The sequence below is a fragment of the Moraxella sp. ZY210820 genome, assembly GCF_030674635.1.
Taxonomy (GTDB): Bacteria; Pseudomonadota; Gammaproteobacteria; order Pseudomonadales; family Moraxellaceae; genus Acinetobacter.
In genome coordinates this window covers 2,389,609-2,402,979 of the sequence record NZ_CP089978.1, presented here as the reverse complement: position 1 = coordinate 2,402,979, position 13,371 = coordinate 2,389,609, and the positions used below count along the sequence as shown (strand labels likewise).

Here is a 13,371-nt window from a genome sequence, read left to right as displayed (position 1 = left end):
AGTAACCTCAAAAAGAAATAAATTTAAAATCTTTGCATATTATAGTTATCCACAAGCGAAAGTGCAAAATAAATTTGAATTTAAATTTAAAATAACTTGTGGATAACTTCGGATTTAAATTTAAATTTAAAACCTTAAAACTTATCCACAGGGCAACTTAACCATTAGACCATCACATTAGTAACAACTTAAGTTATTGTAAATGCTTAATATTTAATATTTATCCACAAGCAAAGACCATTCTAATAAATAATAAATTTAAATTCAAATTTAAAATTCAAGATTTAATATGAGTTGTCTTGTGAATTTAAATTTATAAATTTAAATTCACAGTATATAAAAGTGGAATAAATTTAATCCGCAAAATCACGTCAATAGACTAATAAAAATAAAATCACCTGTTTTTAGTAAAAAATACGATTAAAAGTACGATTTAAGCTGTTTTTTTATTGACAGTTGCTTAAATAAACAATAAAATTTCCTATCTTTATTGTATTAATAGTTTTTTGGGAAGTTTTGTCATGAAACGTACATTTCAACCATCTGAATTAAAGCGTAAACGTACTCACGGTTTCCGTGCTCGTATGGCTACAAAAGCAGGTCGTCAAGTTTTAGCTCGTCGTCGTGCAAAAGGTCGTCATAGTTTAACTGTTTAATTTAAACTTTTAATGATAGACTTGGGTTATGTCTGTTTTTAGCTTTGCTAAGCAATCTCGATTACTTAATGCACAAGATTTTAAAGCAGTATTTGATGATGCACATTTTAAAGTGCATCAACCCAATTTTTTATTTTTAGCAAAACTAAATACTCAACATCGTTTAGGTTTAGTAGTTGCTAAAAAAAAAATACGTCGTGCTCATGAAAGAAATAGAATAAAGCGCTTGACACGAGAAAGTTTTCGTTTATTTCAACAAATTGATTTTCCTATCGATATTGTTGTAATGCCTAAAATGGGAATTGAGCAGGTATCTAATACTGAATTGTTACAACAGTTAGAGACTGCATGGGCTAGATTGCAGTATTTGGCTCGTAAACATTCACATAAATTTTCCTCTCCTTCATCATCTTAATCGTGTAATACAATGACTTGGTTATTGCGTGGTTTAATTCGTAGTTATCAACTATTTATAAGCCCTTTATTAATGCCACGTTGTCGCTATATTCCCACTTGTTCACAATATGCTTTAGAAGCACTACAGTTACATGGTGCTTTGAAAGGTAGTTATTTAGCTACACGGCGTATTTGTCGTTGTCATCCTTGGGGAGGCATGGGATATGACCCTGTTCCTTTAGCTAAAACACAAGTTGGCATTTCTTATGTGTGGTTTGATGTAAAAAGCTCTTATTTTGTTGTGCCTTTGAGCCAGTATTTTATTCAACACCATTTTTCAGTGTTTAGGATTATTCATTATGCAAAAGTGGGCTAGATTGGTCTTATTAGCAGGTATTTTTATTACTGCTTATATGCTTATTTTAGCTTGGCAAAAAGATTATGGCCAAGCCACTTCAGTATCAACACAAGAACCTGTAGCAGTTGCACAAGATGTATCTGCTGATTTGCCAGGTAATACAGCATCTTCTGATTTACCGCAAGCACATGTTGCTAGTGTGTCTCAACAAGCGGCAACACAAGATACTCGGGTTACAACATCTTTGATTAGTGTACAGACGGATTTATATCGTGTACAAATTAATCCTAAGGGTGGTGATATTGTCCATTTAGAACTACTATCGCATGACAAAAGTAAAAATGGTAATGAACCATTTGTGATGTTAGAAAACGATGCTCAACGGACTTATGTTGCTCAATCTGGTTTAATTGGTGTTAATGGTTTTGATAGTAGTCCAATGGGGCGACCAACCTATGAAGTAGAAAAAACAGCTTATACCTTAAATGATTTTAAAATTATTCAAGAACAGGGTATTTTGACTGTACCATTGGTTTATAAATCTGCTGATGGTGTAGAAGTGATTAAAACTTTTACTTTTAAGCAAGGTGAATATCCGATTACAATTGCTCATAAAGTGACTAACCATAGTACACAAACATGGCAAGGTCAAATGTTTGGTCAAATTAAGCGAGATAATTCTGCTGACCCTGGTACAGAAGATCAAGGTATTTTTACTTTGGGTACTTATTTGGGAGGAGCTTGGGGTACGCCTAATGAACATTATAATAAGTTGAAATTTGCTAACTTTACTGACGAAAAGTTAAATGTTGAAGCAAAAGATGGTTGGATTGCAGTTGTTCAACATTATTTTGTGAGTGCTTGGGTACCTGGTAAACTTGATCTAAAACAAGATGGTGGACAGGTATATACTGCAAAATTAGAATCTCGTAAATCTGCTGATAATATGAATATTATTAGCTTTACATCTCCGATGATTACTGTACCAGCTGGAACATCAATGACCGTTGATGCTACCTTCTTCTCTGGCCCTAAAATTCAGTCAATCTTAAAAGATTTGGCTGTGGGGTTAAACCAAACAGTTGATTATGGTTGGTTATGGCCTGTAGCAAAACTATTATTTATGGGCTTAGACTTCTTCCATAATTTAGTGAAGAACTGGGGGTGGGCGATTATTTTATTGACGATTTTGGTGAAATTAATTTTATGGCCATTATCTTCAAAAAGCTATCGTTCAATGGCAAAAATGCGTGTGATTGCACCTGAAATGCAACGTATGAAAGATGAATTCGGTGAAGATCGTATGCGTTTTTCACAAGAAATGATGGCACTTTATAAACGTGAGCAAGTAAATCCTTTATCAGGTTGTTTACCGTTATTTTTACAAATGCCAATTTTCTTAGCATTGTATTGGGTATTGATGGAAAGTGTGGAATTACGCCATGCACCATGGTTAGCATGGATTCAAGATTTATCAGCAAAAGATCCATGGTTTATTTTACCATTGATTATGGGGGGGACAATGTGGATTCAACAACGTTTAAATCCGCAACCAACTGACCCTGTACAAGCAAAAGTATTTGCGATGATGCCGATTATTTTCACAGTATTTGTATTGTTTATGCCAGCTGGCTTGGTATTGTATTGGATTGTCAATAACTTGATTACCATTTTACAGCAAGGAATGGTCAATAATGCTGTTGAAAAAGAGCGTTTACAAAAAGAACAAGCGACCAGCTAATCTTGAATGAAAAAATCCGTCTAAAATAAAATTTAGGCGGATTTTTATTTTTAGGTAGTGGTTGGAAAAGTATATTACTTATGTTTTAAATTGCAAATATTTATGTAATATATTGATTTATCATTAGATTATTCATTATAAATAAATAAGAGTTAGCATATTTTTTAAACCATAACCATGTACTGTAGAAATGTTTGATGTGTCGTTATTTGATATTTTATATTGGTTAATATGCATATTTTAACAAAAAAACTATGATAATAATGAGAATAATGTTATAATTAGCAATTGCAGTAGATGAATATTAATCATTTTTTCTATATAATAGATTAAATTTTAATATTATCTATGAATTGTCAGGCACTTAAAGAGTTTTGAAGGCTCAGTGTTTCGATGATATCTTTTAATGACAGCTTATATGAATGAAAGGGTAAATTTAAATCCTATATAAGCTTGAACAGTAATTTTTATCTTTTGGAGAATATCCATGAAATTAAGCCGTATTGCATTAGCAATGTTAGTTGCTGCTCCTTTAGCAGTTGCAAACGCTGGTGTTACAGTAACTCCTTTAATGCTTGGTTACACTATGTTTGACACTGAGCATAACAATGGTAAAACTGGTGATAACCGTTTGACATCTGGACCTGAATTACAAGATGATGTATTCGTTGGTGCAGCTTTAGGTGTTGAATTAACACCTGCAGTGGGTTTTGAAGCTGAATATAGCCAAATCAAAGGCGATGTAAATGTTGCTAAAGATGTAAAAGGTGGTGAATATAAAGGTCAAAACATTGCTGGTAACTTCTATGTAACGACTGATGCAATCACTAAAAACTATGACAGCAAAATTAAGCCATATGCTTTATTAGGTGCTGGTCATTATAAATACAAAGTTGATGGTGTTCGTGATAATGAAGAAGGTACTTTAGGTAATGCAGGTGTTGGTGTATTCTGGCGTTTAAATGATGCATTATCTCTTCGTACAGAAGCTCGTGGTACTTACCACTTTGACGAGCAATTTTGGAATTACACTGCTTTAGCAGGTTTGAATGTTGTTTTAGGTGGTCATAACAAACCAGCTGCTCCAGTTGAAGAAGTTGTTGAGCCTGTAGCACCTGTTACTCCTGTAGCACCTCCAGTTGTTGTTGAACGTCCACAACCACAATTAGTGAATGAAGACTTGAACATGGAATTGCGTGTATTCTTTGACGTGAACAAGTCTAATATCAAAGCACAATATCAACCAGAGATTGCTAAAGTTGCTGAGGCATTAAATGAATTCCCTAACGCAACTGCTCGTATCGAAGGTCATACAGATAATACAGGTCCACGTAAGTTAAATGAACGCTTATCTTTAGCACGTGCTAACTCTGTTAAATCTGCTCTTGTTAATCAATATAATATCAATCCAAATCGTTTAGCAACTCAAGGTTTTGCATGGGATCAACCTATTGCAGATAACAAGACTAAAGAAGGTCGTGCTATGAACCGCCGTGTATTTGCTACGATTTCTGGTAATCGTCAAGTAATGGTTCAACCATAATTTTTAGTTTTAAAAATTAGCTTGAATAAAAAATCGCCTTAGCAATAAGGCGGTTTTTTTATTTTAAGATGAATAGATTGTATATGGAGAATAACAATATCATAAACATTTAATCATTTTCATACTTATTTATCCAAAAAACAATGGTTTTCCAAACTTCAAGTTTGGCATTACTACTTATCATAATACGACTGTGATTATAATCTTCTAAATGACCATTCTTAATGCCAAATTCTTGAAATTTTTTATCATCTCCATTAAATAATTCAAAAAATTTATAACAACCAATCGTAGGAGCTATGATTTTATCTCCACTACCACAAATACAATAAATGGGTATGCTGATTTCTCCTAAATGATAAGCATAATCCATACCATCTATTTGGCTAATAAATTTTTTTGATAAATTCCAGTCGTACCACAGTTTCATCGTATGGTAGTTTTCATTAACAATGCCCAATCCGAGCTTTTTTGCTGGAATAAATCCCAGCATTTTATTTAAATATTTAAATATCAAAATTCTTAAATAGCTTTTATCATCAAAGACCGCTCCAAAAGACTGACAAGCAACCATTGTCATACTTTTAATACAGTTTTTAAATTCTGGGTAGCGTATCAAAAATATACTAAGACAAATGCCTCCACCACTATGAGTAATGGTGTGAATTTTTGTTAATTTTAGTTGATGACATAAATAATCAAAAGCTGTATAAAAATCATATAAAGCAACGGTTTCAAAGTCAAAAGGTTTTTTGGCTTTATAGCCATTATGACCTTGCCATTCCAAAATATAACAGGTAAAACCTTTGTCTTTTAAATAATTTGCCAATCCCAAACAAACACGCTTGTCAGAAAAAGTACCGTGCGTTAAAAAACAAACCTTACCGCTCTTATCGCCAATCTTGTGCAAAGTGATTATTTCTTGGTCTTTGGTTGTCAGATGGATTGTGTCATTTGTTGTCATTGTTTTATTTTTTTGATGATGATTGTAAGATTTATAAACATATCAATTTAAATACCACTTTATTATCATACGCACTTGGGCGAATGTCGTTAATCGCCTGCTCTACATCAAAGTAGTCTAATGCAGTATCGGCTAAGGGTTTACGGTAGTTTTTCATTGCTAAGTTCCTTTGGCTGTGAAAAATATATCGTTATTTATTCAAATCATTAAAAGATTTAAAATTGGTTGGCGTAGCACCAGAATTTTGGCTACTTAAATTTAATGTAGAACATAATCTTGCATAGAATTTTGGGTCAATTCCACCAACAAAATCCCAAGTATCCGAACCCCTGCTCATTTTCAAAACACCTGCAAGATGTCTGTATTTGTTACCTAAGCGATTTCTTTTTATATAGTTTGAAACTTGATTGCTATGAGTAAATCCGAAACTTTGAATTTCATTAACTAACTGTTCAAATTCACGCTCTTGAATTTCTTCAAGTTCTTTCCTTTTTTGAATTTCTTGTTGTCTGATAGCCATTAACCTATCATTTTCCGCCTGTATCTCTCTTTGACGCTCAATTCTTTTTTGGTTTTCTATCTGTTCTAAAATATTTCTTTCATTTTTTAGGACTTCTATTTCTTTTTTATCCAATACATCATTGATTGCTATTTCAACCCATTTTGGCAACGAAGTGGAAATATCAAGAAATTTATTTTTTAAAATTTCAATAAATGTAGGGTTGTTTTTAATTTGTTTATCATCTGATTTTAATAACCTTAAAACCTGTTCTCCTTTGTCTGTTTTTTCAATTTCAAACCAAAAATAAATGTCGTCAATGTCGCTATTTTCTAATTTGTTAAAAATTTCATAATTAAACTTTTTAATAGCTTTGATGTGGAAAAATACCTTATGATTATTACTTATAAATGAATAACTATCATTTGCATTTTTAAAACAGCAACTGACGAAACCAAAACCCCTATGTTGGATATATTTTTCAACTTTACCAAATTCAATCGTCATAAAAAATACCTTTTACAAAAATCTTAAAAAACAAAGGCACATTTTCCCAATTAAAAATATGCCTCTGTTTTATTTAATTACCGCTCACCCATCGGCACAAATTTTAAATTCTCAGGACCTGTATAATTGGCACTTGGGCGAATGATTTTACCGTCCGCTCGCTGTTCTAAGATATGAGCCGCCCAGCCTGCGGTGCGAGCCAGCACAAACAGTGGGGTAAACATCGCCGTTGGTACGCCCATTTTTTGATAGGACACCGCCGAGAACCAGTCAAGATTTGGGAACATTTTTTTCTCGTCCCACATTACACTTTCCAAGCGTTCGGCGATGTCAAATAAACGCATATCGCCTGTTTCCTCACTTAAATCTTTGGCAACTTGCTTGATGACGACATTTCTAGGGTCGGCAATGGTATAAACTGGGTGCCCAAAACCAATGATAATCTCTTTTTTGGCAATACGCTCTTTGATGTCGGCTTCGGCTTCATCAGCATTGCGATAGCGTTTTTGAATGTCGTAAGCCACTTCGTTGGCACCGCCGTGTTTTGGACCTTTTAACGCCCCAATCGCCCCTGCCACGCACGAATAGATGTCCGAGCCAGTCCCTGCAATCACACGGCTGGTAAAGGTTGAGGCATTAAACTCGTGTTCTGCGTATAGGATTAAGCTAATGTGCATCGCTTTGGTGTGATAGGCACTTGGGCGTTTGCCGTGCAGTAGGTGCAAGAAATGCCCGCCAATGCTATCTTCTTCACTTTCTACCTCAATGCGTTTACCATTGTGTGAATATTGATACCAATATAGGAGCATTGAACCAAAACAAGCAATCATTTTATCAGCAATATCACGAGCCTCAGAAGCAGGCTGGCTCTCTCGCTCTGGGTGTACACAGCCAAGCATAGACACACCAGTACGGAGGACATCCATTGGGTGCGTGTGAGCAGGTAAGCTTTCTAAGACTTGAATGACACGAATAGGCAAGCCTCGCAAGGTTTTGAGTTTTTGCTTGTAGGCGATGAGTTCAAATTTACTCGGCAAATGTCCGTGAATGAGCAAGTGGGCGACTTCTTCGTATTCACAGTGATTTGCCAAATCCATAATATCATAGCCACGATAATGCAAATCGTTACCCGATTTACCAACGGTACATAGGGCGGTATTACCAGCGACTTGTCCGCTTAGGGCGACACTCTTTTTGGGTTTAAAACCCTCTACTTTGGGTAATGCTTGGTCTGTCATAACAGCGTTCCTTTTGTCCTTAATGGGAAATGATAATTTAATGGCATTAGGCGGTTAAATTATCAGGTTTGGGATAATTATGGTTAGATAATTATCCGTTTTTAAATATCCTTTTTAAAACTTAATGGGGATATTTAAATGGGTTAAAATATTTAAAGTTTGGTTTAAGGTACATATAACGCACCGTTTTTAAAACCGACTAATTGTATAAGTATGAATTTTATGATCAATAAACTGCTTAAATAACAATTTTTTAACATCATCTCTTTCAAACAATCTTGGATCATTGCGAAACAATTCGTCCAACTTATCCATATACTCAAAATGCTTATCTTCTTCATACTTACCAAATAACAACTTTGATAAAGCAATATGGCTTTCTCTATGATAACCATCTACTTCAAATAATATCCGATAATTGTCTTTTTCTACAATCAGATTATCAGTAATTTCAATACGAGAAGGACAATTAAAACAGCCAATTTGTATATAAACTTCATTGGGTTTGACTTGATTTAAAATATCTCGCATCGTCATTTTATCCACTTGATAATTTAATGGAGAAGTTGTGCCAAACTGACAATCCTTATTGCCCCAAATTGAAATGGACTTAATTTTAGCTCTTTTGGTTGTTTCTACCGAAACAAAGCATTTGGCACTTTCGGGCGTTTGATAAAGTCGCCCATTATCACCCCATTCTTTTTCGGATAATTTTAAACCTATTTTATATTTTTTGTTTAAAATATGAACATCTTTACCCAAAGAATTTGAGCTGATAAAATTTTGATAATCCGCTCCAAAACTTACGGTTGGGACAAGCGATAAAGCCATTGCAATAAGATATTTTTTCATTAAAAATCCCCAATCGGTTATTATCAGGTTTGGGATAATTATGCTTGGATAATTATCTGTTTTTTAAATATCCTTTTTAAAACTGGGTGGGGATATTTAAATTTTTTTTAAAAAGTTTTAGGGTTTGGGTAAGGTGCGTATGACGCACCATTAAACACATTATTCAAAATCATCTACTTCATCAGCCCGAACAATACCTTCATATTCTGGGTGAATAATATATTCATCATTTTCCAAATCGGTAGCAAATTGCTCAAACAAGGTTTTTAAAGAAATGGCTTCTAATGTACGATTTGGCTCATCGTGCCACATTTGAATGATTTGTCCAACCGTGCCAGTGTCACTGGGGTCAAGGTCAATCATTTTGCTATCACCACAACCATTTCCTGTTAATGGTATCCATTTTGGATTAAACCAAAAATCCGCTTTGATTTCGTTATGTTCAGGACTGCAACCACAATCACCATCACCGTCCTTAAAATCACCATTATTGTATAAATCTATCCAAATTTGATATTCAATGATAATATCATCAATAGAAAACCAACTTTCATCAACAAAGACACCAAGATTATACGAACCATTATGAATGCGATAAATTTCTTTAAAGTCATTAGGTAATTCAAAGCCCAATACTTTTTCTAATTTAGCAAAATCATCATCGGTCGCCCCATCATTAAAAGATAAATCCATATCGCTTTGATATTTTTCTTTTAAGCGGGCGAATTCGGTGTGAATACGGTCAAAAATTTGTTGCATTTTAAATTACTCCAAAATTATTTGTTTAAAAATCATTTCTTAAACGCATTATCCAAACGGTATTCAAAATAATGATAATCAATGTGTTTATATTTTTTGGGCTTAAAGCCATCAATTTTGGGTAAGGTTTGTTCACTCATAGCAGTGTTCCTTTTGTCCTTAATGGGAAGAATGATAATTTAATGGCATTGGGCGGTTAAATTATCGGTTTTTGGATAATTATGGTTGGATAATTATCCGTTTTTAAATATCCTTTTTAAAACTGGGTGGGGATATTTAAATTTTTTTAAAAGTTTTAGGGTTTGGGTAAGGTGCGTATTACGCACCGATTTTACAGTTAAGGGTTGAAAAATTGATAAAAATGCAATGCCCAATAAGTCAGTACAATTACAGAAGTAATTTTATGAAAATAATTGGATATTTTCTCATATTTATTCAATTTTTCTGGTGAAAATTGTTGTTTGATAAAATAAGTTCTTATCCATTTTTCACTGCAAATCATAAAGATTAGTCCTATTATTACAGTAGAGAAAAATATCGTGAAAAATAAATAATCATCAATGTTATTTTTGATTTCAATTTTTATAAATCCCATTCTTGAAAGTATGCCAAATAAATGCAAAACAAAGTACAATAAATACATTGGCATACTTGATAGATGTTTATAGGATTTTTTTAAATCTAAATTTTGCTTATCATTCATTATCTTACCAATCTGCAACATTTTACCTTAACAGTGCGTAATACGCACCTTACGCACCAAATAAAACCTATTTCTTAAACGCATTATCCAAATAATCCTCAAAAGCGTGGTAATTAATGCGTTCGTATAATTCCGCACGAGTTTGCATTGTGTCTATGACATTTTTTTGCGTGCCGTCAGCTCGTATGGCATTATAGACATTCTCTGCCGCTTTATTCATCGCTCTAAATGCCGATAGGGGATACAGCACCAGTGACACATCAACGCTGGCTAATTCGTCCGTGGTATAAAGGGGTGTTGAACCAAATTCGGTAATATTGGCAAGAATAGGTACACCCGTTTTATCGCCAAACTGTTTGTACATTGACAAATCAGTAATCGCCTCTGGAAAGAGCATATCTGCCCCAGCCTCGACATAGGCACAGGCACGGTCTATCGCACTTTCCAAGCCTTCTACGGCAAGGGCATCGGTGCGAGCCATAATCACAAAATTCTCATCGGTGCGAGCATCCACCGCCGCCTTGATGCGATCTACCATTTCTTGTGTAGAAACTACAGCCTTGTTGGGGCGGTGTCCACAGCGTTTGGCACCGACTTGGTCTTCTATGTGCATTGCTGCTGCTCCAAATTTAATCAAAGATTTGGTGGTACGAGCCATATTAAAGGCACTTGCTCCAAAGCCAGTATCAGCGTCCACCAAAAGGGGTACATCACAGACATCGGTAATTCTACGAACATCGGTCAAAACATCGTCAAGACCGCTAATGCCCAAATCAGGCAAGCCCAAAGACCCTGCCGCCACTCCCCCGCCAGATAAATAAATGGCTTTAAAGCCAGCTCGTTTGGCAAGTAGGGCGTGATTGGCGTTGATGGTGCCGACAACTTGTAGCGGTTTTTCACTAGCAACCGCTTGGCGAAATAATAAACCTGCAGAAATATGGCTCATAATAAAAATCCTTTCAAATGTTCATTTTTATCAATATATCATTAAAAAAACAAATTATCATTAGGCTAAAAGTAGTAGATATTGTATAATAAATATGCAAATAGAACTTGAAGCACAATTTATCATGATGTTTCACGTGGAACATTACATCCAGTATAACAATCCCTGTAAATATCCTAATAAAATAAATAAAACTTTATAACACTCATTTTATCTGATTTTAAGCTATAATATAAAACTATCCTAAAAATTTGATATATAATTTAGGATAGTTTTATTTCCATTTTTCCTATTAATAAGTGAGATAATGATGACTGAACCAGCACTAATTTTAACTGATAATGCTGCTAAAAAAGTTCGCCAATTAAGAGAAAGTGAAGGAAATCCTCATCTAATGTTGCGTGTTTATGTAACAGGTGGTGGCTGTTCTGGCTTTTCTTATGGTTTTAATTTTGCGGAAAGTGTAAATGAAGATGATGCAGAGTTTATCAATGATGATGTCAAAATGGTGGTTGATGCTTTAAGTTATCAATATCTTGTTGGCTCAACGGTTGATTATGTTGAAGGTTTGGAAGGTTCTCGTTTTATCGTTCAAAATCCAAATGCAACAACAACTTGTGGTTGTGGTTCATCATTTTCCATTTAAAAGCGATTATTATGTCAGCACAATATATTCCTTTACCTGAACGCATACGTCCACGAGATTTAAGTGAAATTGTTGGGCAAAGCCATTTATTAGATGAGAATGTTCCATTCCGTCAAATGATTGACCAAGGACATTTGCCATCAATTATTTTTTGGGGGCCACCGGGTGTCGGGAAAACTACATTGGCGTTGTTGCTGGCTCAAGCGGTGGATCGTCCATTTATTAGCCTTTCTGCATTAAGTGCGGGAGTTAAGGATTTGCGTGAAGCGATTGGCGATGGGCAAGATTTATTACCACCTGTGCTGTTTATTGATGAAATTCATCGTTTTAATAAATCACAACAAGATGCGTTACTTAATGCGGTAGAAAAAGGAAAAGTAACACTGATTGGTGCAACGACAGAAAATCCATCATTTGAAGTGAATAATGCGTTATTATCACGTTGTCAGGTTTATACATTAAATGCTTTAACGGCTGATGAAATCCAACAATTATTAACCATCGCCGTGAAACGAGATAAAATTTTAAAACAAAAAAATATTCAAATTGATGAATACGATGCCTTAATTCAATTTTCTGCAGGCGATGCACGTAAGGCTCTCAATTTATTAGATTTAACTGCAAATACATTTGAGGATGTTGATGAGCAAGATAATGTCAATGTGATTGATAATCAGTTGGTAATTCAAGTTGCACAGCAAAATATCGCACGTTATGATAAAAATGGCGAACAGCATTATGATTTAGTATCGGCAATGATTAAATCAATTCGTGGCAGTGATCCTGATGCGAGTTTGTATTGGTTAGCTCGTATGCTAAAAGGTGGTGAAGACCCAACATTTATTGCTCGCCGTTTATTGATTTTAGCATCAGAAGATATAGGTAATGCTGACACAAATGCGTTATTATTAGCAGGAGAATGTTTTCGTTCAGTGCAAGTTTTGGGTATGCCTGAAGCACGCATTATTTTAGGTCAATGTGTGGTGTATTTGGCGACTACAGGTAAAAGTAATAGTACTTATTTGGCAATTAATAAGGCGATGGAATTAGCTGAACAAACGGCTCATTTGGCAGTGCCTTTACATTTGCGTAATGCTCCTACAGGCTTGATGAAACAGCAAGGTTATAGCGATGGTTATTTGTATCCACATGATTTTCCAGAGCATTTTGTGTTGCAGGATTATTTTCCACCTGAGCTAAAAGGTACAAAACTCTATACTTATGCGTTAAATAAACGTGAAGTTGAAAGTGAAAAATTACAACAACGTCGTTGGTTTAATAAGAAAGATTAGTTGTAAGATAAACTATCGTTAATTTATCTTTGACCGATGAATAACATACTTTGTTTGTTCAGGCTCTAAATTTTCTAAAATAATATTAGATCAAGGGTATTTGTTTTTTAATTATGCTAAAGATATTCACCAAGCGATTTACACTACTAAAAAATGGATGATGTTTATGAGAGACTGGACTTCTGCTTTAAATCGATTTATGATTGAATTTAATGATAGAGTGGAGCCTTATCTTTAATATCAAATCTAGTTCACAGATGATGAAAAAGGT

15 protein-coding genes are annotated in these 13,371 nt (G+C 34.4%); 7 read left to right on the top strand and 8 right to left on the bottom strand.

Going from position 1 to position 13,371, the window contains the following annotated elements:
* Positions 1–521: 521 nt before the first annotated feature.
* From rpmH to omp38, 5 genes are all read left to right on the top strand, one after another.
* Positions 522–656, top strand: coding sequence for a 50S ribosomal protein L34 (rpmH, locus tag LU301_RS12025; protein WP_305271220.1), 135 nt, complete (start codon positions 522–524; stop codon positions 654–656).
* Between the two features lie 28 nt (positions 657–684).
* Positions 685–1,071 carry a ribonuclease P protein component gene (gene rnpA / locus LU301_RS12020; protein WP_305271217.1) on the top strand — a complete coding sequence of 129 codons (387 nt, stop codon included), beginning with the start codon at positions 685–687 and terminating at the stop codon, positions 1,069–1,071.
* Positions 1,072–1,083: 12 nt separating this feature from the next.
* On the top strand, positions 1,084–1,428 hold the full coding sequence (gene yidD / locus LU301_RS12015; RefSeq protein ID WP_305271213.1) for a membrane protein insertion efficiency factor YidD: 345 nt from the start codon (positions 1,084–1,086) through the stop codon (positions 1,426–1,428).
* The gene (gene yidC, locus LU301_RS12010) at positions 1,412–3,151 is read left to right on the top strand and encodes a membrane protein insertase YidC (RefSeq protein ID WP_305271209.1); all 1,740 of its coding nucleotides are present in this window, start codon (positions 1,412–1,414) and stop codon (positions 3,149–3,151) included. The genes yidD and yidC overlap by 17 nt, the downstream gene beginning before the upstream one ends.
* Positions 3,152–3,638: 487 nt before the next feature.
* Entirely contained in the window at positions 3,639–4,694 is a 1,056-nt protein-coding gene (gene omp38, locus LU301_RS12005; RefSeq protein ID WP_305271206.1) for an outer membrane protein Omp38, read from the top strand.
* 109 nt (positions 4,695–4,803) lie between these two features.
* Here omp38 and LU301_RS12000 read toward each other — a convergent pair whose 3' ends face one another.
* From LU301_RS12000 to prpB, 8 genes are all read right to left on the bottom strand, one after another.
* Positions 4,804–5,658, bottom strand: coding sequence for an alpha/beta fold hydrolase (locus LU301_RS12000; RefSeq protein ID WP_305271203.1), 855 nt, complete (start codon positions 5,656–5,658; stop codon positions 4,804–4,806).
* A 31-nt stretch (positions 5,659–5,689) separates the two neighbouring features.
* Positions 5,690–5,815, bottom strand: coding sequence for a hypothetical protein (locus LU301_RS11995; RefSeq protein WP_305271200.1), 126 nt, complete (start codon positions 5,813–5,815; stop codon positions 5,690–5,692).
* A gap of 33 nt (positions 5,816–5,848) precedes the next feature.
* On the bottom strand, positions 5,849–6,664 hold the full coding sequence (locus tag LU301_RS11990; RefSeq protein WP_305271197.1) for a hypothetical protein: 816 nt from the start codon (positions 6,662–6,664) through the stop codon (positions 5,849–5,851).
* Positions 6,665–6,741: 77 nt separating this feature from the next.
* On the bottom strand, positions 6,742–7,902 hold the full coding sequence (gene prpC, locus LU301_RS11985) for a bifunctional 2-methylcitrate synthase/citrate synthase (RefSeq protein WP_305271194.1): 1,161 nt from the start codon (positions 7,900–7,902) through the stop codon (positions 6,742–6,744).
* 189 nt (positions 7,903–8,091) lie between these two features.
* Complete coding sequence (locus tag LU301_RS11980; protein ID WP_305271191.1) at positions 8,092–8,754, bottom strand: hypothetical protein; 663 nt, start codon at positions 8,752–8,754, stop codon at positions 8,092–8,094.
* A gap of 159 nt (positions 8,755–8,913) precedes the next feature.
* On the bottom strand, positions 8,914–9,513 hold the full coding sequence (locus tag LU301_RS11975) for an SMI1/KNR4 family protein (protein ID WP_305271188.1): 600 nt from the start codon (positions 9,511–9,513) through the stop codon (positions 8,914–8,916).
* A gap of 337 nt (positions 9,514–9,850) precedes the next feature.
* Positions 9,851–10,216 carry a hypothetical protein gene (locus LU301_RS11970; RefSeq protein ID WP_305271186.1) on the bottom strand — a complete coding sequence of 122 codons (366 nt, stop codon included), beginning with the start codon at positions 10,214–10,216 and terminating at the stop codon, positions 9,851–9,853.
* 67 nt (positions 10,217–10,283) lie between these two features.
* Complete coding sequence (gene prpB / locus LU301_RS11965) at positions 10,284–11,162, bottom strand: methylisocitrate lyase (protein ID WP_305271184.1); 879 nt, start codon at positions 11,160–11,162, stop codon at positions 10,284–10,286.
* A gap of 310 nt (positions 11,163–11,472) precedes the next feature.
* Between prpB and erpA the strand changes: the two genes are divergently transcribed.
* Together erpA and LU301_RS11955 are read left to right on the top strand one after the other, a co-directional pair.
* Positions 11,473–11,808, top strand: coding sequence for an iron-sulfur cluster insertion protein ErpA (gene erpA / locus LU301_RS11960; protein WP_305271181.1), 336 nt, complete (start codon positions 11,473–11,475; stop codon positions 11,806–11,808).
* Positions 11,809–11,819: 11 nt separating this feature from the next.
* Positions 11,820–13,100: a replication-associated recombination protein A gene (locus tag LU301_RS11955; RefSeq protein WP_305271178.1), complete on the top strand. Its 1,281-nt coding sequence runs from the start codon at positions 11,820–11,822 to the stop codon at positions 13,098–13,100.
* The last annotated feature ends 271 nt before the right edge of the window (positions 13,101–13,371 follow it).

Excerpts from the sequence above, each read along its gene's own strand:
- rpmH (WP_305271220.1), top strand. The coding sequence starts at position 522 with ATGAAACGTACATTTCAACCATCTGAATTAAAGCGTAAACGTACTCAC.
- LU301_RS11970 (WP_305271186.1), bottom strand. The coding sequence starts at position 10,216 with ATGAATGATAAGCAAAATTTAGATTTAAAAAAATCCTATAAACATCTA.
- LU301_RS11955 (WP_305271178.1), top strand. The coding sequence starts at position 11,820 with ATGTCAGCACAATATATTCCTTTACCTGAACGCATACGTCCACGAGAT.
- omp38 (WP_305271206.1), top strand. The coding sequence starts at position 3,639 with ATGAAATTAAGCCGTATTGCATTAGCAATGTTAGTTGCTGCTCCTTTA.
- erpA (WP_305271181.1), top strand. The coding sequence starts at position 11,473 with ATGACTGAACCAGCACTAATTTTAACTGATAATGCTGCTAAAAAAGTT.
- LU301_RS11980 (WP_305271191.1), bottom strand. The coding sequence starts at position 8,754 with ATGAAAAAATATCTTATTGCAATGGCTTTATCGCTTGTCCCAACCGTA.
- prpC (WP_305271194.1), bottom strand. The coding sequence starts at position 7,902 with ATGACAGACCAAGCATTACCCAAAGTAGAGGGTTTTAAACCCAAAAAG.
- yidC (WP_305271209.1), top strand. The coding sequence starts at position 1,412 with ATGCAAAAGTGGGCTAGATTGGTCTTATTAGCAGGTATTTTTATTACT.
- LU301_RS11975 (WP_305271188.1), bottom strand. The coding sequence starts at position 9,513 with ATGCAACAAATTTTTGACCGTATTCACACCGAATTCGCCCGCTTAAAA.
- yidD (WP_305271213.1), top strand. The coding sequence starts at position 1,084 with ATGACTTGGTTATTGCGTGGTTTAATTCGTAGTTATCAACTATTTATA.
- LU301_RS11990 (WP_305271197.1), bottom strand. The coding sequence starts at position 6,664 with ATGACGATTGAATTTGGTAAAGTTGAAAAATATATCCAACATAGGGGT.
- LU301_RS11995 (WP_305271200.1), bottom strand. The coding sequence starts at position 5,815 with ATGAAAAACTACCGTAAACCCTTAGCCGATACTGCATTAGACTACTTT.
- rnpA (WP_305271217.1), top strand. The coding sequence starts at position 685 with ATGTCTGTTTTTAGCTTTGCTAAGCAATCTCGATTACTTAATGCACAA.
- prpB (WP_305271184.1), bottom strand. The coding sequence starts at position 11,162 with ATGAGCCATATTTCTGCAGGTTTATTATTTCGCCAAGCGGTTGCTAGT.
- LU301_RS12000 (WP_305271203.1), bottom strand. The coding sequence starts at position 5,658 with ATGACAACAAATGACACAATCCATCTGACAACCAAAGACCAAGAAATA.